Annotated in this window: 18 protein-coding genes; 12 read left to right on the top strand and 6 right to left on the bottom strand. The window is 64.1% G+C overall.

The genetic code is table 11. The features are described from left to right. The first annotated feature begins 18 nt into the window (after positions 1 to 18). The 4 genes from bla (at position 19) to VE092_RS09825 (ending at position 2,629) form a co-directional block, all read left to right on the top strand. The gene (gene bla, locus VE092_RS09840; protein ID WP_324876194.1) at positions 19 to 897 is read left to right on the top strand and encodes a class A beta-lactamase; all 879 of its coding nucleotides are present in this window, start codon (positions 19 to 21) and stop codon (positions 895 to 897) included. Positions 898 to 1,114: 217 nt separating this feature from the next. Next, entirely contained in the window at positions 1,115 to 1,639 is a 525-nt protein-coding gene (locus VE092_RS09835) for an ATP-binding protein (RefSeq protein ID WP_324876192.1), read from the top strand. 6 nt (positions 1,640 to 1,645) lie between these two features. Continuing rightward, positions 1,646 to 2,095, top strand: a complete 450-nt coding sequence (locus tag VE092_RS09830) for an acetyltransferase (protein ID WP_324876190.1) — start codon at positions 1,646 to 1,648, stop codon at positions 2,093 to 2,095. A 264-nt stretch (positions 2,096 to 2,359) separates the two neighbouring features. Beyond that, the gene (locus VE092_RS09825; RefSeq protein WP_324876188.1) at positions 2,360 to 2,629 is read left to right on the top strand and encodes a hypothetical protein; all 270 of its coding nucleotides are present in this window, start codon (positions 2,360 to 2,362) and stop codon (positions 2,627 to 2,629) included. A 76-nt stretch (positions 2,630 to 2,705) separates the two neighbouring features. On the opposite strand, the gene VE092_RS09820 is transcribed toward VE092_RS09825, so the two are convergent. The 3 genes from VE092_RS09820 to VE092_RS09810 all read right to left on the bottom strand — a co-directional run bounded on the left by VE092_RS09820 (position 2,706) and on the right by VE092_RS09810 (position 6,950). Next, entirely contained in the window at positions 2,706 to 4,388 is a 1,683-nt protein-coding gene (locus tag VE092_RS09820; protein ID WP_324876185.1) for a Na+/H+ antiporter, read from the bottom strand. A 257-nt stretch (positions 4,389 to 4,645) separates the two neighbouring features. After that, positions 4,646 to 5,920 (bottom strand): oxalate/formate MFS antiporter, encoded by a 1,275-nt coding sequence (gene oxlT / locus VE092_RS09815; RefSeq protein ID WP_324876183.1) that lies wholly within the window; start codon positions 5,918 to 5,920, stop codon positions 4,646 to 4,648. A 214-nt stretch (positions 5,921 to 6,134) separates the two neighbouring features. Continuing rightward, positions 6,135 to 6,950 carry a GntR family transcriptional regulator gene (locus tag VE092_RS09810; RefSeq protein ID WP_324876181.1) on the bottom strand — a complete coding sequence of 272 codons (816 nt, stop codon included), beginning with the start codon at positions 6,948 to 6,950 and terminating at the stop codon, positions 6,135 to 6,137. Positions 6,951 to 7,075: 125 nt separating this feature from the next. Between VE092_RS09810 and VE092_RS09805 the strand changes: the two genes are divergently transcribed. Then, positions 7,076 to 8,029 carry an aldo/keto reductase gene (locus VE092_RS09805; RefSeq protein ID WP_324876179.1) on the top strand — a complete coding sequence of 318 codons (954 nt, stop codon included), beginning with the start codon at positions 7,076 to 7,078 and terminating at the stop codon, positions 8,027 to 8,029. A gap of 81 nt (positions 8,030 to 8,110) precedes the next feature. Here the strand turns inward: VE092_RS09805 and VE092_RS09800 are convergent, their stop codons facing one another. From VE092_RS09800 to VE092_RS09790, 3 genes are all read right to left on the bottom strand, one after another. After that, complete coding sequence (locus tag VE092_RS09800; RefSeq protein ID WP_324876177.1) at positions 8,111 to 9,355, bottom strand: MFS transporter; 1,245 nt, start codon at positions 9,353 to 9,355, stop codon at positions 8,111 to 8,113. A 21-nt stretch (positions 9,356 to 9,376) separates the two neighbouring features. After that, positions 9,377 to 10,198 (bottom strand): putative hydro-lyase, encoded by an 822-nt coding sequence (locus tag VE092_RS09795; RefSeq protein ID WP_324876175.1) that lies wholly within the window; start codon positions 10,196 to 10,198, stop codon positions 9,377 to 9,379. Positions 10,199 to 10,431: 233 nt separating this feature from the next. After that, entirely contained in the window at positions 10,432 to 11,349 is a 918-nt protein-coding gene (locus tag VE092_RS09790; protein WP_324876174.1) for a LysR family transcriptional regulator, read from the bottom strand. A 255-nt stretch (positions 11,350 to 11,604) separates the two neighbouring features. Here VE092_RS09790 and VE092_RS09785 point away from each other — a divergent pair, with 255 nt between their 5' ends. The 7 genes from VE092_RS09785 (at position 11,605) to VE092_RS09755 (ending at position 18,521) form a co-directional block, all read left to right on the top strand. Continuing rightward, complete coding sequence (locus VE092_RS09785) at positions 11,605 to 12,324, top strand: FadR/GntR family transcriptional regulator (protein WP_006462747.1); 720 nt, start codon at positions 11,605 to 11,607, stop codon at positions 12,322 to 12,324. Between the two features lie 223 nt (positions 12,325 to 12,547). Further along, positions 12,548 to 13,309 (top strand): glucose 1-dehydrogenase, encoded by a 762-nt coding sequence (locus tag VE092_RS09780; RefSeq protein ID WP_324876171.1) that lies wholly within the window; start codon positions 12,548 to 12,550, stop codon positions 13,307 to 13,309. 78 nt (positions 13,310 to 13,387) lie between these two features. Then, positions 13,388 to 14,590, top strand: a complete 1,203-nt coding sequence (locus VE092_RS09775) for a PAS domain-containing sensor histidine kinase (protein WP_324876169.1) — start codon at positions 13,388 to 13,390, stop codon at positions 14,588 to 14,590. Beyond that, positions 14,587 to 15,249: a response regulator gene (locus VE092_RS09770; RefSeq protein ID WP_006462744.1), complete on the top strand. Its 663-nt coding sequence runs from the start codon at positions 14,587 to 14,589 to the stop codon at positions 15,247 to 15,249. Before VE092_RS09775 ends, VE092_RS09770 begins: the two co-directional genes overlap by 4 nt. Positions 15,250 to 15,389: 140 nt before the next feature. After that, positions 15,390 to 16,787, top strand: coding sequence for a CmpA/NrtA family ABC transporter substrate-binding protein (locus VE092_RS09765; protein ID WP_324876166.1), 1,398 nt, complete (start codon positions 15,390 to 15,392; stop codon positions 16,785 to 16,787). Next, a complete protein-coding gene (ntrB, locus tag VE092_RS09760) occupies positions 16,784 to 17,635 on the top strand; it encodes a nitrate ABC transporter permease (protein ID WP_039874908.1) in 852 nt (283 codons plus the stop codon). The genes VE092_RS09765 and ntrB overlap by 4 nt, the downstream gene beginning before the upstream one ends. A gap of 31 nt (positions 17,636 to 17,666) precedes the next feature. After that, positions 17,667 to 18,521 carry an ABC transporter ATP-binding protein gene (locus VE092_RS09755; RefSeq protein WP_006462741.1) on the top strand — a complete coding sequence of 285 codons (855 nt, stop codon included), beginning with the start codon at positions 17,667 to 17,669 and terminating at the stop codon, positions 18,519 to 18,521. Positions 18,522 to 18,593 lie beyond the last annotated feature (72 nt).

Here is an 18,593-nt window from a genome sequence, read left to right as displayed (position 1 = left end):
TGACGAGAAAATTTCCCCATGACCATTTCCTTCAAACGCCGTCAACTCAGCATCGGCCTTCCCCTGGCATTCGGCCTCGGCGGTATCGCCTTTGACCTGCGCGCCGCTACCTCGCCGCTAGCCGAACTGGAACACCGCTATGGCGGGCGCCTGGGCGTGTTCGCGGTCGATACCGGTTCGGGCAAGACACTGGCGCATCGGGCCGACGAACGTTTCCTGATGTGCAGCACGTTCAAGGGCATGCTCGCTGCGCAGGTGCTAGCCCGCGTCGATCAAGGCAAGGAGAGCTTGCAACGATCAATACCCTATACCAGGAAGGATCTGATCTTCACCTCGCCGACCACCCTGACCAACGTCGGGCGCGGCAGCATGACGGTAGGCGAGCTGTGTCAGGCGACCGTCGAACTGAGTGATAACACTGCCGCCATCCTGCTGATGCGCAATGCTGGCGGCCCGGAGGGCTTGACTGCTTTCTTGCGAAGCCTGGGCGACACCGTGACGCGTTCCGACCGTTATGAGCCGATGTCCAATCAGTACAGTGGTGAGCGGGACACAACCACGCCGCGGGCCATCGTCGGCAATGCACGCGCCATCCTGACGGGCGATGTCTTGAGTCCGGATGCGCGCCAGCAACTGGAAGACTGGATGATCGCTTGCCGCCCCGGACGCAATCGCCTGCGTGCGGCCCTGCCGGCGGATTGGCAGGCAGGCGACCGCCCCGGCACCAGCGTGGAGCGGCAGACCAATGACTACGCGATCGTGCGTCCACCGCAGCGTAATCCGCTATTTGTCGCTGCTTACTATGATGCACCGACGTTGGATATGCCGCGCCGCGAAGCCGCCCTCAGAGAGGTGGGGGAAATATTTGTGGCGTGGGCCCAGACATCGTCCAGATAGATGGGTCTCCTTTGCATAGCGCTTCGCCCCCGAGTTATCCTGAATTCTTTATGCACTATCCGAAGTATTGCCAAACATCAGTGGGACTTCGTGAATTCGAGGAGTTTCCAGAAAACTCATCCCGCGAGTGAGTGGCCGGTGCAAGCTCCGAAGCGGCCAGTTCCAGACATCCAATTGTCCGCATACAATGCGTATCCCCTTAATGAACACTCACGCGATGAATCAAGTGCATCTCGTTGAAGGCCCTGTCGGGGCTGGTAAATCTACCTTCAGCACCGTCTTGGCGGGAAATGTCGGAGGTGTACATATTGCGCTCGACGAGTGGTTCGCCAGGCTCTTTAGTCCTGATCGCCCCGAAGGTGATTTCGTCCCTTGGTATGTCCAGCGCAAAGAGCGCTTGTTGGACCTGATCTGGATTCATAGCCAAAAAATACTGGATTCAGGGCGAGATGTGGTGCTGGAACTCGGCTTGATCCAACAAACACCTCGAATGGCGTTTTGCCGGCGCATCATGGACGAAGGATTTTCACTTCGTATCCATGTGCTTGATGCCCCTCTGGAACTTCGTCGCGAACGTGTCCAACGAAGGAATGAGGAACAAGGTCCCACATTCTCAATGCTTGTGCCGGATCACATATTCGAGATCGCGAGCGCACTTTGGGAACCGCCGGATGAATTTGAGTGTGAAGAATTCGATATCGATTTCGTCAACACTAGCCCGATAGCGCCGACTCTTGCCTGAAGACATATGATGAATATTAGAAAATCACATCGCGACGATGGTGATCGGGTGCTGGACATCTGGCGCAATGCCGTACTGGCCACGCATGATTTTTTGAGCCCGGCTGACTATGCGGAAATTGCCAATGAGGTCCGGGAATTTCTTCCAGATGCTCCATTGCTGTTAGCCGTCGATGAGAACGACAGACCGTTGGGCTTCATGTTGTTGAATGACGCGCACATGGAGGCATTGTTTATTGATCCCGCCCATCATGGCAAAGGCATCGGTCGTGGCCTGGTCGAATATGCATTGGGCTTATCGCCTTTTCTGACGACGGATGTCAACGAACAGAACGAGCAAGCATCCGCTTTTTACTTGCACTTGGGCTTCATCAAGACAGGGCGGTCAGAACTGGACGGTCAAGGACGGCCTTACCCGCTGCTTCATCTGGAATGTAGGCGCCAGAGGCTGGGCTGACGAACCCGTTGACCAGTGATACATCAAGCTTGCCAGCAAGGCAATCACTTGCCGCCCTGATATCGTTGTGCACCGGGATAGGGCGGTTTATTTGCCAGATTCATCACAGTTTCCGCATTGCACCCCGGTAAATCTGCATGCCTCAGGATTTTCCCTGTGGCAGAGCGCGACAATGGGCGTAACATAGCGAATTCGTACCGGCAGCGGTACGCCTGATCCGGTCCAGTATCCGTCTTCAGTCTTCGCAGTTACAGGGAGCCCAACATGCCCATCGACATTTCCTCCGCCGTCAACGCCGTCGTCTCCGACCCCAACGGCAATACGCCGACCACCGGCAAAGCCAACGATCCGGTCGCCGTGCGCCGTGCCGAAGAGGCGGCAGCCGCCGCCAAGGCCGAAATGCGCCGCCAGGAAGAAATCCAGGCCGACCAGACCCGTGCCGAGACCGCCAACGAAGAACGCAATCGCCGCGAACAGGCTTCGCGCAATGCTACCGGCGAAATCATCGGCACCACCATCAATTCGGTGGCCTGAGCCTTTCCGATTCCGTCGGGCAATGAAAAGCCCGCCCTGCCAATGGCAGCGCGGGCTTTGTCGTTGCCGCTCGTTCTCAGTGGTGCTGGCCGGGGCCATTCAGTGAGCCCAGCAGCCAGGTCTCGGCCATGTCGATCTGGTTGATCAGCATCAGGAAGGTTTCATCGTTGATGCGCTGTTCGGCGCGCAGGTAATGCACCTCCAGCCGCTCGGCGCGGATCGCCTCCAGCCGCAGTTCGCGCTCGAACTGCTTGAAACGGTTGGCGGCGCGCTGGGTTTCTTCCGAATCGCTCTCCGCATTCATCCGCATCCGGTAGGTCGCCAGCAGGCTGCCGCTGACTTCGGTCAGCAGCGCCAGGTCGTTTTCGTCCAGGGTCACGCCGATGCGTTCCTGAGCGGTTTCGATGCTGCGCACGGCCGCTTCCGACAGGCGCAGGCGCGCCATCATCTCTTCGGCGCGGCGCCGCTTGACCTCGGCATCGAGCTGCAGGTCCTTGAGCATCCACGGCAGCAGGAAGCTGCCAAACAGCAGCGAGCAGACGATCACCCCGGTGGCCAGGAAGATCAGCAGGTCGCGCGCCGGGAAGGGCGTATGTTCCTTCAGCAGCAGCGGGATCGACATCACGCCGGCCAGGGTAATGGCGCCGCGCACGCCCGACAGCGCGGTGATGCTGATCAGGCGCAGGTCGAATTTGCGGTTGCGCCCGCTCTGACCGCGCAGCGCCGAGGCGAAGCGGCGCATGCGCAGGTTGATCCACACCCACACGAAACGCAGCACAATCAGCGCCAGCGTGATGGCCAGAATGTAGACGAACAGATGCCACACCGGCACGTTGCCGGCCATCTGCGCATCCACGTGCGCCAGGCTGACGATGCCCGGCAACTGCAGACCCAGCAGCAGGAAGGACATGCCGTTGAAGACGAACTCCAGCATGGTCATGATGCTGCGCCCTTGGAGGCGGGTCGCCGCCGATTCACCGCCGGCCGTTTCCAGGTAGGGCATCAGCATGCCGGCCGCGACCGCCGCCAGGATGCCGGACAGGCCAAAGTGTTCCGCGAAGATGTAGGCCGTGAAGGGGATCAGCAGCAGCAGCACCACCTGGATGCCCGGCTCGTCACCGGCCCATTCGATGATCTTGCGCCGGATCAGGCCGAAGCCCCAGGCCACGATCAGGCCCACCGCGATACCGCCGGCGGCGATCAGCACGAAGGAAATGCTGGCGTCCAGCAGCGAGAAGCTGCCGGTGATGACAGCGGCGATGGCGAACTTGAAGGCCACCAGGCCGGAGGCATCGTTCATCAGCGCCTCGCCCTCCAGCACGTGCTGCATGGAGGCCGGCAGGCGGCCCTTGCCGACGATGGAGGAGACCGCCACCGCATCGGTGGGCGAGAGCACCGCCGCCAGGGCGAAGGCCGAGGGCAGGGAAATGACCGGGATCATCCAGTGGATGAAGTAGCCCACCCCGACCACGGTGAACATCACCAGGCCCAGTGCCAGCGCCAGGATGGGCCGCGCCAGGCGGAAGAACTCGCGCTTGGGCATGCGCCAGCCATCGGTGAAGAGCAGTGGCGGGATGAACAGCAGCAGGAACAGTTCCGGATCGAAACTGATGCGAAGCCCGAACATGGGCAGCGCCAGCACGGCACCCAGGGCGATCTGGAACAGCGGCAGGGGCAGCTTGAACGGTGCCAGCCTGGCTACCACGCCGGAGACGGCGACGGCCAGCAGCAGGATCAGGACGGTAAAGACGATTTCCATGAGGCAGCGGTAGTGTGTTCTTGTGATGAGGCGCGGGAGGGTCAGACCCGCATGACCGTACTGAGTTGCAGGAGAGTTACAAAGCCTTGCAAGCCGCTTGCAGATGGCTTGCCAAGCGATGCAGGAGAACGGGAAGTATACGGCAGGAGGGGGCAACCCGTCGCCCGGACGGGAAGCGGGCCGGTGTCGTCAAAAGAAAATGCCGCCCGGCGTGGCACCGGGCGGCATCATGATTCAGAGCGCGGAAGCGGAGGACTTCAGCCTGAGACCTTGGCCAGGTAGCGTGCACGCCAGGGTTTCAGGACCATCAGCGCCAGGCAGGCTGTCAGGATATCCAGCGTGATGGCGGTGCCGAACACCGGATGCCAGCTGCCGGTCTTCTCGTGCATCATCGCCGCCAGCGGGCCGCCGAAGATGGAGCCGATGCCCTGCGAGATGTACAGCCAGCCATAGTTGGCGGTGGCGTTGCGGGTGCCGAAGGTGTCGGTGAGGGTGGAGGGGAAGAGCGAAAAGATTTCGCCCCAGCCGAAGAACACCACGCCCGACAGCAGCACGAACAGCACCGCGTTCTCGCGCGTGGCCAGCCACAGCGCCATGGCCACGCCTTCCAGCGCGAAGGCGAAGAACATGGTGTTCTCGCGACCGTAGCGGTCCGAGATCCAGCCGAAGAAGGGGCGGGTCAGACCATTGGTGAGGCGGTCGATGGTCAGCGCCAGCGGCAGCGCAGCCAGGCCGAACACCATCACGTTGGCCACGCCGAAGTCGCGGGCGAAGGTGGCCATCTGCGAGGTCACCATCAGGCCCGAGGTCGACATCATGGTCATCATCACGAACATCAGCCAGAACAGCGGGGTGCGCAGCATCTGGCGCGGCGCCAGGTCATGCGTGCTGGCGGCAATGGCCGGGGCCGGCATGGCGGCGGCGTGGCTGGCATCGGGCGAGCGCAGGGCCTGCGAAGCGACGACGCCGATCACGGCAAACACCAGGCCGAACTGCCAGAGCGTGGTTTCCAGTCCGGCGCTGGCCAGCGAGGCCGAGATCGGGAAGGTGGTCAGGATCGCGCCCATGCCATAGCCGGCCGCCACCATGCCCACGGCGAAGCCGCGCCGGTCGGGGAACCAGCGCACCATCTGGCCGACCACGCCGACATAGACGATGCCGGTACCCAGCCCACCCACCAGTCCATAGGCCAGGTAGAACATGCCGATGCTGGAGACTTGCGCCGCCAGGACCCAGGACAGGCCGGACATGAAGGTGCCGATGGCGATCAGGCGACGCGCGCCGAAGCGCTCGATCAGGCTGCCCTGGAAGGGCGAGAAGAAGGTCTGCAGCACGATCAGCATGGAAAAGGTGATCTGCAGTTCCGACAGCGGCACGCCCAGCTTGGCGGTCAGGGGTTTGGTGAACAGGGTCCAGACGTATTGCGGGCTGGAGATGGCCATCATGCAGATCAGGCCGATCAGCAACTGGAACCAGCGGTTGCGCAGCAAGCCCTGCGTGCTCGCCGGGGCGCTTTGGGTGAGGGTGGTCATGCGTTTCTCCTGTACAGAAAGCCGGATGGGAGGCCAGGGACTGCCGGATGAGGCAGCGGGCCGCGTGCCTGAATTTATGTATGCATAAATCCTGGGCTCACAAAAGCAGCTTTCATGCCATTTGCCTGGCGGCAAGCGCGCATGTGGAAAAAACCGTCCGCTACAGGTTCACACAGAGGGGGACAGGGGAAGCGGGGAGGGTGTGGGGCCTTGCTCAGCCGAAGCGCTTGCGTCGTGCCGGTGCTCCGCCGGTGACCAGATTGCCTTGCGGCGGTGCGGTCTGCACCGACCCGGCGCGTACCTGTTCCAGACGGGTGATGGTGAGGCGCTCGACCACGGTGTGACTGTCCTCGATGTGACGGGCGATCAGGGCGCCGGCCAGTTCGGCGTCGGCGCCGGCGATGGCGTCCAGGATGGCGCAGTGCTCGGCGTAGGTGTCGTCGATGCAGTCGCCATAGGCGAAGTCGAGCCGACGCATGATGCGCAGCTGGTCGGTCAGCTGGCGATAGACACTGTCGGCCTCGCCATTGCCGGCTGCCTGCACCAGCGCGGCATGGAAGCCTTCATCCAGGGCCGCTACGGCCAGGCCGTCCGGCAGGCGGTCGGTGGCGGCGCACTGCCAGATGGCGCCCTGTGTCGCGACCAGTTGCTGGCGACGTTCGGGCGCGATGCGCGGGGAGCACAGCTTGCGCACTGCGTGCAGCTCCAGCATTTCACGCAATTCATAGAGGGAGGCGAAACGCGCCAGGTCGATCGGCACCACTTCCCAGCCGTTGCGGAAATGGCCGCGCACCAGTCCCTCGCTCTGCAGTCGCATCAGCGCTTCGCGCACGGGGGTACGCGAAACCTGCAGGCGTTCGGCCACGTCATTCTCGGCGAAGCGGTCGCCGGGCAGCAGGCGGAAGGCGTAGATGTCGTCGCGCAGGCTGGCGTACACGGTATCGGTCAGCTTGCCGGTGCGGTGCCGGGCCAGTTCGGTGGAGGCGATGCGGGGCTTCATGAGGGTGGCGGGCGGGCAGGTGCGCTGCATGCAATGTCGTGGCGACTATCTTAACGCGCTGTCGGCTTTGCTTGGAAGATGCTCGTCAGCAGAGTTTGCGGGCCGCGCCTACAATGGCCGTCACTGTTTCCGACCATCATGACAAGGAGATTCCGATGCAACAACGCAAGCTGGGTCAATCCGATATCACCGTGGCACCGCTGGCCTTCGGCGGCAATGTGTTCGGCTGGAGCATCGATGAGAAGACCTCTTTCTCCATTCTCGACAAGTTCGTCGAGGCCGGCCTGAACCTGATCGATACCGCCGACGTCTATTCGCGCTGGGCGCCCGGCAACCAGGGCGGCGAATCCGAGACCATCATCGGCAAGTGGCTGGCCCAGGGTGGTCGGCGCGACAAGGTAGTTATCGCCACCAAGGTCGGCAAGGACATGGGCGAGGGTCGCGTCGGCCTGAAGAAGGATTACATCCTGCGCGCCGTGGAAGATTCGCTGCGCCGCCTGCAGACCGACCATATCGACCTCTACCAGTCGCACGACGATGATCGCAGCACGCCGCTGGAAGAAACGCTGGCCGCCTACGACACCCTGGTCAAGGCCGGCAAGGTGCGCCTCATCGGGGCCTCCAACTACGAGGTGGATCGGCTGGCGCAGGCGCGCGACATCGGCCGCCAGCTGGGTCTGCCGCTGTACCAGACCCTGCAGCCCGAATACAGCCTCATCGCCCGCGAAGGGTTCGAACGCACGCTGGAGCCGTATTGCCTGGAGCAGGGCGTGGGCGTGATCGGCTTCTATTCGCTGGCCAGCGGCTTCCTCAGCGGCAAGTACCGGAGCGAGGCCGACCTGGGCAAGAGCGCCGCCCGTGGCGGCAAGGTGAAGTCCTATCTCAACCCGCGTGGCTTGCAGATCCTGGCTGCGCTGGATGCGGTCGCCGCCCGTCACGCCAGCACCCCGGCCGCCGTCGCGCTGGCCTGGCTGATTGCGCGCCCCAGCGTGACTGCGCCGATTGCCAGCGCCACCTCGCTGGCGCAGCTCGACGAACTGGTGGCCGCCACGCGCTTGCAGTTGAGCCGCGAAGACATCGCTGCGCTTGATCAGGCCAGCGCCTATTGAGCAACCTGTTTTATACGAGGGCGCAATGCAAACAGGCCGGCGTTTTGGCGCCGGCCTGTGCTCGCTGCCCTGCGGGAACGGTCAGACAGTGGTGACCGCCGCTTCCAGCTCCTTGCCCTGCGTCTCCGGCAGGATCAGGCAGGCCACGATCACCAGTCCGTAACAGCCGGCGGCGATCCAGCCGATGGTCTGTCCCAGCGGCATGCTGTTGCTGAGATAACCCACCAGCGCCGGGCAGATCGCACCGATGGCGCGACCGAAGTTGTAGCAGAAGCCCTGGCCCGAGCCCCGCACATCACTGGGGAACAGTTCGGACAGGTAGGCGCCCATGCCCGAGAAGATTCCCGACAGGAAGAACCCCAGCACGAAGCCCAGCGCCAGCATCCAGGCGTCGGTGATGATCATCTGCGTATAGCTCAGCACCAGCAGGATGCCCATGGCCGCGAACAGCATGAAGCAGCGGCGGCGACCGATGGTGTCGGATAGCCAGGCCGAGGTGAGATAGCCGCAGAAGGAACCGCCGATCAATACCAGCAGATAGGTACTGGTGCCCAGCACCGAGAGATGGCGCTCGGTCTTGAGGAAGGTCGGCAGCCAGGTGGTCACCGAGTAGTAGGCACCCTGCATGCCGGTGGCCAGCAGGCTCGCCAGGATGGTGGTGCGCAACAGGTCGCGATGGAAGATGCGCAGGAAGTTGCCACGCTGGCCGCTTTCCCGCATCTTCGCCTGGGCCGCCACGAACACCGCCGGCTCGCTGATGGCGCGGCGGATGTAGAGCGTCAGCAGGGCCGGCAGCACCCCGATCCAGAACAGCACCTTCCACGCCATCTCCGGCGGCAGCACCGCATAGACGCCCCAGAACGCCAGCGCCGACGCCGCCCAGCCCACCGCCCAGCTGCTCTGCACCAGGCCCGAGGCCTTGCCGCGATGGCGCGCCGAGATGGTCTCGGCGATCAGCACCGAACCGACCGCCCACTCGCCTCCCATGCCGAAGCCCTGCATGGCGCGGGTAAAGAACAGCTGGCCGAAGGAATCGGTGAAGCCGGAGAGGAAGGTGAAGAAGGCGAACCACAGCACCGTCCATTGCAGCACCCGTACGCGGCCGTAGCGGTCAGCCAGGATGCCGGCGGCCCAGCCCCCCACGGCCGAGGTCAGCAGGGCGCCGGTGGCGATGTAGCCAGCCTCGGCGCGGCTCATGCTCCACGCCGCCAGCAGGGTGGGGATGAGGAAGGTGTAGATCATGTAATCGAAGCCGTCCACTGCGTAGCCGGTGAAGGTCGCCGTCAGGGTGCGTCGTTCTGCGCTGCTGGTTTCTTTGAGCCACATGGTTGTCTCCGGGGCGGGGTGTCAGAGTTCGCTGTTGAGCTTGTCGGTGACCAGCATGTAGCCGGGCGCGTGGGTGATGCAGAAGGCCGGGCAGGCCGCCACGATGGCCGCCTGCGGTGTGACGCCGCAGGCCCAGAACACCGGCAGTTCATCGTCGTGGACCGCCACTGCATCGCCGTAGTCGGGCTGGTTGATATCGGTAATGCCGATCAGGGCGGGGTCGCCGATGTGGATGGGGGCGCCATGCACCTGCGGTGTGCGGGCGGTGATCTGCACGGCGCGGATGGCATCGGCGGCCTTGAGCGGGCGCATGGAGACCACCGTGGGGCCGGAGAAGACTCCCACCGGTTTGGTCGGAATATTGGTGCGATACATGGCCACGTTGCGGCCTTCGCTGACATGGCGCAGCGGGATGCCCTCGGCCAGCAGCGCGTGCTCGAAGGAGAACGAACAGCCCAGCGCGAAGGTCACCAGGTCGTCGCGCCAGTAGGCGCGCAGGTCGGTGACCTCGCTCACGCGTTCGCCATTGCGCCAGATGTGATAGCGCGGCACATCGGTGCGGATGTCCAGGTCCTGGCCCAGTCCCGGGATGGCCGGCGAGCCTGGCTCGGAGACGCCCAGCAGCGGACAGGGCACCGGATTGAGTTCGCAGAAGCGGCGGAAGTCATCGGCCAGCGCGGCCGGCAGGATGGCCAGGTTGACCTGCACATGGGCGCTGGCCACCCCGCTGGTGTGGCCGGTGAAGTCGCCATGGCGGGCGGCCAGTCGCACTTCCAGTGCGGTCGAATCGGCGGTGAGGGAAATGCTGCGGGGGGCGTGCGGCATGGTGGGCGTTTCAGGCATGGCGGTCTCCTGCGTCGTGCTGGCGCTTGATGATGGGATGGGAATGCCACCGATGGTAGGAGGGGCATCCAGCACGCGTCCAACAAAAAATTTATATCTTTTGTTATCGATTTTTTCGATGACGTCAGCGTTTTTGTTGATTGACTTTTTGTTGTTCCCGTCAGCTGATAGGTGTTTCCCGACTGGCGCGAAACGGCTTGCCCGATGGCGATGGCCGGAGGATGGCGTCGGATTCAGTCTGCGTCCGCTGTCGACGTGCCGCGCCGTTTGCCCTGGGCGCGCCGGGCATGTTCCAGGGCCGAATCCAGCACCAGTTCAGCCACGCTGGAGCCGGGCTCCTCGCGGTAGCTGGCGTGGATCTGCAGCGGGGGCAGCGTTTCTTCGCAGCGCAGGATGCGCAGCGGCAGGCGGCGGGTCAGTTCACGCATGGCCAGCTTGGGCAGGGTCGCCACGCCGAAGCCGCCTTCTACCAGTTGCACCATGGCCGAAATCGAGGAGATGGCGTGCACGCGTGGCATCGGCAGCCCGGACTCCTGCAGCAGCTGCAGCAGCCCCTGGTGCGGCTGCGAGCCGCGCTGGAAGGTGATGAGGTCATCGGCCGCCAATTCTTCCAGCCGATAGCGACGCGTGCCATGGGTATCGCGATGGCCGACGAAGACCATCTCCATTGACGCCATGATGCGCGAGCGCACCGCCGTATCGCTGCCCACGATGGAGGTGAAGACCAGGTCCTGGGCGCCGCGCCCGATCTGTTCCATCAGCACCGGCGAGGTTTCCACGGTCAGTTCCAGCGCGAAATCGGGATAGCGGCTGCGGATTTCCTTGAGCCAGCCGGGCAGCCAGCTGTGCACCACCGATTCGATGCTGCCGATGCGCAGCGCCATCGGCCCGGCCGGACTGCCGCCCAGTTCCTGGCGGATCTGGCTTTGCAGCGACAGCAGCTTCACCGCCAGCAACTGGAAGCGCTGGCCCGAGGCGGTGAGACGGAACTGCTTGGCGCGGCGGTCCAGCAGGACCACGCCCAGTTCTTCTTCCAGCGAGGCGATGCGGCTGGACATGGTCGATTGCGTGATATGCAGCTTTTCGGCGGCGCGGGTGATGCTCTTGAGCGAGGCGGCCCAGTGGAAGGCCTCTACGAAGCGCAGGTTCATGGATGAGAGCGGTAAATTTGTTCGTCGATAGGCTACCAGAAGCCGGAGCTTGTATCGCTTGGCCGTGGCCCGGCGAGCAGACGTGGCGGCAGTTTCTTGCGCGCCGCACCAATGTTCCCGCCGCTTGACACATCCCGCCCCGATACCTATCCTCCACAGCCATTGGTCTTACCTTTGCGACGCTTGCGTCCCAGGCCAGCAAGACGTTGCCGATGCGGCAATGAATCATCCCTACAGGTCTTCACCCCCGACAGCATGTCCTTTGATCCCATCGTCCAGAAATCGATTTCCGAACAGGTCGCGCAGCGCTTGCTGACCATGATCCGCAGCGGTCTGTTGAAGCCCGACCAGCAACTGCCGCCCGAGCGCGAGCTGGCGGCCATGCTGGGCGTGGGCCGGCCGGCCGTGCGCGAGGCCATCCGCGGGCTGGCACTGCTGGGCTTGCTGCGCATTCGCCAGGGCGAGGGGACCTTCGTCAGTTCGCTGGAAACCCGCGAACTGCTGGAACCGCTGGAGATGATCATCGACCTCAATCCCGGCACCCTGGAAGCGCTGTTCGACGCCCGCCTCATCATCGAGACCGGGGTGGCGGCGCTGGCGGCCACTCACATGGAGCAGGCCGAGCTGGACCGGCTGGTGCGCAACGTCGAGGACGAGGCGCGCCTGCTGTCGGACCCCGCCGCTTTCTCGGCGGCCGACGTGGAATTCCACGAAGCCATCATCGAGGGCTGCAACAACCCCTTCCTGCAGAGCGTGGCCGGCAGCCTCTACATGCTGGGCAAGAAGAGCCGTTCCATCACCTCGCGCATTCCGGCCACGCTGGAGCGCAGCCTGCAGGACCACCGCGACATCCTCGATGCGCTCAAGGCCCGCGATCCGCAGAAGGCTTCCGAAGCCATGCGCAATCACCTCATGAATGTGCGCGACGCCTACCGTAGCGCCGGTCGCAACCGCGACGAATCGGTGCACGACTGATCAGGCAGCAAGCGTCGCCGTTGCCGCAGGACCGGGTCCCGCCGGACCGGGTCTCGCCGGACCGGGTCCTGCGGCACTCCACAACGGCGACGTGGCAGGACAGCCGCAGTGTGACCCACTGCGGCGCCCAGAATACAAGAAGCGATACCGGCAGGGCGCGCAGGGCCGCCCCATGCACAAGCCGGAGCATGAATGATCAACCGTTTATGAACAGGAGAACAGCATGCTGGATCTGGCAGGAAAAGTCGTCTTCATTAGTGGAGCGAGCACCGGCATCGGCGCCGCCGCCGCGCGTGCCTTCGCCGCCCGTGGTTCCCATGTGGTGGTGCACTACAACAGCTCGGCCAAGGAAGCCGAAGCGGTCGCCGCCGAGGTGCGCACCGCCGGCAGCAAGGCCATCACTATCGGCGCCGACGTGCGCGACAGCGCTGCCATCAATGCCGCCGTGGCCAAGGCGGTCGAGCAGATGGGGCGCATCGACGTACTCATCAACAACGCCGGCAGCCTGGTCCAGCGCATGCCGCTGGAGCAGGTCACCGATGCCTTGTTCGACGACATCGTCAATATCAATTCGCGCTCGGTGGTGGCCTTCACGCGGGCGGTGATTCCGGTCATGCGCGGCCAGGGCGGCGGCAACATCATCAACGTGACCTCGGTGGCGGCGCGCCATGGCGGCGGCCCGGGTGCGCTGATCTATGCGGCCTCCAAGGGCTTCGTGAGTACCATCACGCGTGGCATGGCCAAGGAATTGCTGGCCGACAAGATCCGCGTCAACGCCGTGGCGCCGGGCGTGATCATGACCCCGTTCCAGGAACGCTTCACCACCCCGGAACAGCTGGAGGGCTTCCGCAAGACCATCCCCATGGGCCGCATCGGCGACCCGGACGAGTGCAGCGGTGCCTTCCTCTACCTGGCCTCGGACCAGATGTCGGGCTATGTGACCGGCCAGATCATCGACGTCAACGGCGGGCAGTACATGCCGTAGCGGGGCCGGCCGGTACCACTGTCGGGCCAGGCCCCGGGCGGCGGGCACTGGCATGCCTCTTGCGGGCAGGTGGGGATCATGCACAACGATCCCCACCTGCCCGTTTTTGCTTCCGATGCCCTGGCCGCACCCGGCGGCCTGTTGCGCGACAAGCTGGCGCTGCTGCTGGACTCCACCGGCGAAGGCATCTACGGCATCGACCTGGATGGCCTGTGTACCTTCATCAATCGGGCCGGCGCCGACATGCTGGGCTATGCCCCGGCCGAGGTACTGGGGCGCAACATGCACGATCTGGTGCACCACAGCCATGAGCACGGCGGTCATTACCCCGAGGCCGACTGCCCCATCCTGAAGGCCTTCCGCAAGGGCGAGTCCTGCCGGGTCGATCAGGAAGTGTTCTGGCGTGCCGATGGCAGCTTCTTCCCGACCGAATATTCTTCCTACCAGATCATCGACGGCGGCCAGGTACGCGGTGCGGTGATCACATTCAGCGATATCTCCAAGCGCCGCCAGGCCGAGGAACAACTGCAGCGCGCCAAGGCCGAGCTGGAAGTGCGGGTGGCCGAGCGCACCCGCGAACTGTCGGCCGCCCTGCGCCAGGTCCGCCAGTTGTCGGCCCATGCGCACTCGGTGCGCGAGGATGAGCGCACCCGCATCGCCCGCGAGATCCACGATGAACTGGGCAGCCTGCTGGTGGCCTTGAAACTGGATGTGAACTGGATGGCCAAGCGCGTCACCGACCTGGAACCGGTGGCCCGCAAGTGTGATGCCATGAGCCGCCTGATCGAGACGGCGGTGGACAATGTGGGACGCATCATCACCGACCTGCGGCCCAGCATCCTGGATCACCAGGGCCTGATCGCCGCCCTCGAATGGCAGGTGCAGGAGTTCTCGGAAGCCACCGAACTGCCCTGCGAGGTCGAGTTCGATATCGCACCCGAAGCCTTTCCCCCGGATGGCGCCAAGGCCACGGCGGCGTTTCGCATCTTCCAGGAGATGTTGTCCAACGTCGCGCGTCATGCCAATGCCACGCGGGTACGCATCGCCGTGCACCTGAGCCCGTCGGAGCTGCGCATGGAAGTGGAAGACGATGGCGTGGGCGCACCCCGTGCGGCGCTGGAGGCGGCCACCTCCTACGGCGTGATGGGCATGCGCGAACGGGCCTTGCACTTTGGCGGCGCATTGAGCATTGCTGGTGCGCGCCTTGCACCAGAGAGCGGCAGGCCGGGGACCCTGGTCTGCCTGCGCCTGCCCAGTCACGGCGGCCGGGAGGCGGCATGAGCGCCGGCGCCGAGACCATCCGCATTCTCTTGTGCGACGATCATCGCATCGTGCGCGAGGGTCTCAAGCAGATCCTGGCCGATACCCCCGATATCGAGGTCGCCGCCGAATGTGCCAGCGGGCCGGAGGTCTTGCACCGGGCCCGGGTGGAGGCCATCGACCTGGTGCTGCTGGACATCGCCATCCCCCAGCAGGACGGGCTGGACGTGCTGCGCCAGATCAAGCAGGAGATGCCGCGCCTGCCGGTGCTGATGCTGTCCACCTATCCCGAGAAGCAATATGCAGCGCGCTGCTACAAGCTGGGTGCGGCCGGCTATCTCAACAAGAGCGCCGATCCCGAACAACTGGTGGATGCCATCCGCAAGGCCGCCGGCGGTGGCCTCTACGTGAGCGCGCAGATGGCCGAGACGCTGGCCTCCGGCCTGGCCCAGCACGCCGGTGCTGCGCCGCGGGCGGCGCACGAGAGCCTGTCGCACCGTGAATACCAGGTGTTCCAGCTGATCGCCGCCGGGCGCAGCGTGCGGGAGATCGCCGAGCAGCTGGAACTGAGCCCCAATACGGTGAGCACCTATCGCAGCCGCATCCTGGAAAAGACTGGCGCCGCCAATGACGTCGGCATCGCCATGTATGCGGTACGTCACCAGTTGCTGCCGGTCTGACGCGGGTTTGGCCCCGGCTTGTAGTGCCAGCACTACAGGATGTCGTGACAGCATGACGTAGCCCATGAAGCTGGCAAGTCCCTTGCAATGGAGGGTGGTGAAGCAAAGAAATCACCGCACACTCACCAAACGGGGGAATCATGCCGAACGCAGCAGACACCAATCTGTTCCACACCTATGACGCCGAGCGCGCCGGCCAGGGCTGTTCCTGTGGCCGCCACGGCAGCCAGCAGCAACACAATGTCGAGGTCGAAGCACTGCGCCAGCAGCGCGGCCAGGATGTGGAAGCCCTCACCAACGACGTGGTGGAAGAAGCCGTGATGCGTTCGCTCTTCCCGCGGGTGGCCGAGCGCCGCGACTTCCTGCGGGCGGTGGGCCGCAATGCAGCGCGGGCGGCCATTGCCAGTGTTTTGCCGCTGGGTTCGCTGCAGGCCATGGCGCAGGAAAAGAATGGTGCCCTGGAAAAGAAGGACCTCAAGATCGGCTTCATCGCCATCACCTGCGCGGCGCCGCTGATCATGGCCGACCCGCTGGGCTTCTACCGCAAGCAGGGCCTGAACGTGTCGCTCAACAAGACGGCCGGCTGGGCGCTGATCCGCGACAAGATGATCAACAAGGAACACGACGCCTCGCACTTCCTCTCGCCTATGCCCATGGCCATGTCCATGGGGGTGGGCAGCAATGCCACCCAGATGCGCGTGGCGACCATCCAGAACATCAACGGCCAGGCCATCACGCTGCACAACAAGCACAAGGACAAGCGCGATCCCCGGCAGTGGAAGGGCTTCAAGTTCGCGGTGCCGTTCGAGTATTCGATGCACAACTTCCTGTTGCGCTACTACCTGGCCGAACATGGCCTGGACCCGGACCGCGATGTGCAGATCCGCGTCACGCCGCCGCCGGAGATGGTGGCCAACCTGCGGGCCGGCAACATCGACGGCTTCCTCGGCCCCGATCCCTTCAACCAGCGCGCGGTGTATGACGAGATCGGTTTCATCCACATCCTCTCGCGCGACATCTGGGATGGCCACCCCTGCTGTGCCTTTGGTACGTCGGAAGAATTCATCAAGCAGAACCCCAACACCTTCGCCGCGCTGTTCCGCGCCGTGCTGACCGCCGCCGCGATGGCGCGCGACCCGTCCAACCGCTCGCTGGTGGCCAAGGTGATCTCGCCGGCAGCCTACCTCAACCAGCCCGAGACGGTGGTGGAGCAGGTGCTGACCGGGCGCTTTGCCGATGGTCTGGGCAATGTGAAGAACGTGCCGGGCCGTGCCGACTTCGACCCGGTGCCCTGGGATTCGATGGGGGTGTGGATTCTCACGCAGATGAAGCGTTGGGGTTACGTCAAGGGTGATATCGACTACAAGGCCATCACCGAGAAGGTGCTGCTGCTGACCGAGGCCAAGAAGCACATGAAGGAACTGGGCCAGCCGGTGCCGGAAGGCGCCTATCGCAAGTATTCCATCATGGGCAAGGAGTTCGACGCCAACAAGGCCGAGGCCTACGTCAACAGCTTCGCCATCAAGAGGAGCGCATGATGCCGGCCAGGCATCTTGGCTGGCGCGCTGCGCTGATCTCGCTGTTGCTGCTGGCGGCGTTGCTGATGGTGTGGCATTTCGCGACGCTGCCGCAGGAGGGCGCGGCCAGTGCCGCCCAGGATGAATACGCCAAGCTGATGGGCAAGAGCAGTGGCGCGGCCAAGCGCGACGGCTTTCCCGGCCTGGCGCAGATGGGCGAGACCATCCGCAAGGAGCTGGCCAATCCCTTCTACGACAACGGTCCCAACGACAAGGGCATCGGCATCCAGCTGGCCTATTCGCTGGGACGGGTCGGACTGGGATTTGCGATTGCGGCGGTGGTGGCGATTCCGCTGGGTTTCCTGCTGGGCATGTCGCCGCTGATGCAGCGCGCCTTGAATCCCTTCATCCAGATCCTCAAGCCCATCTCGCCGCTGGCCTGGATGCCGCTGGCGCTGTACACGATCAAGGATTCGTCGATCTCGGGCGTGTTCGTGATCTTCATCTGCTCGGTCTGGCCGATGCTGATGAACACCGCCTTCGGCGTGGCCTCGGTGCGGCGCGACTGGCTCAACGTGGCCAAGACGCTGGAAGTGTCCTCGTTGCGGCGCGCCTTCCTGGTGATCCTGCCGGCGGCGGCACCCACCATCCTGACCGGCATGCGCATTTCCATGGGCATCGCCTGGCTGGTGATCGTGGCGGCCGAGATGCTGGTGGGCGGCACCGGCATCGGTTACTTCGTCTGGAACGAATGGAACAACCTGTCGCTGACCAGCGTGATCTTCGCCATCCTGGTCATCGGCGTGACCGGCATGGTGCTGGACCTGATCTTCGCCCGGCTGCAAAGGTTGGTGACCTATGTCGAGTAAATCGCGTACATCGAATGAAGAGGGCAAGAGCATGGACCACAATTTCCTGAGCGTGCAGGGGCTCTCCAAGCGCTATGCGGCGGGCGCGCCGCCGGTGTTCGAACAGGTTTCCTTCGGCATCGACCGCGGTGAATTCGTCTGCGTGATCGGCCACTCCGGCTGCGGCAAGACCACCATCCTCAACGTGTTGGCGGGGCTGGAGGCGGCCAGCGACGGCGTGGTCATCATGGACCGGCGCGAGATCAAGGGGCCGAGCCTGGATCGCGGCGTGGTGTTCCAGAGCCATGCGCTCATGCCCTGGTTCAGCGTGCTGGGCAACGTGGTGTTCGCGGTCCGTTCGCGCTGGCCGGACTGGTCGCGCGCCAAGGCCGAGGAACATGCGCGCCGCTTCATCGCGATGGTGGGGCTGAAGGGGGCTGAGCACAAGAAGCCCTCCGAGCTCTCGGGCGGCATGAAGCAGCGGGTGGGTATCGCCCGGGCCTTTTCCATCGAGCCCAAGATGCTGCTGATGGACGAACCCTTCGGCGCCCTCGATGCCCTCACACGCGGGGTGGTGCAGGACGAGCTGCTGAAGATCTGCGCGGCCACCGGGCAGACCGTGTTCATGATCACCCATGACGTGGACGAGGCCATCCTGCTGGCCGACAAGATATTCCTGATGTCCAACGGCCCGCAGGCCTGCATCGCCGAAGTGGTCATCAACACCTTGCCCAAGACCCGCAGCCGGGAAGCCATGCATCACGATCCGCAGTTCTATCGCATCCGCAATCACCTGGTGGACTTCCTGGTACACCGCTCGCGCCAGATCCAGGCGGCCCAGGCCAGCGGCGTACCGCGTCCTCCCACGCGCATCGTGATGCCGGGGCTGGAGCAGGCGGTGGCCTGAAAGTGGGCAGGGCAGCCCAAGAGATTTCGTCATTGTGTCGCAAGCATTCGTCACGATCGATGACGCGCACTG

Origin of the sequence: Herbaspirillum sp. (genome assembly GCF_035644555.1) — a bacterium.
In the GTDB taxonomy this organism is placed as follows: Bacteria; Pseudomonadota; Gammaproteobacteria; order Burkholderiales; family Burkholderiaceae_D; genus Herbaspirillum.
This window is presented reverse-complemented; position numbering and strand designations above follow the sequence as displayed.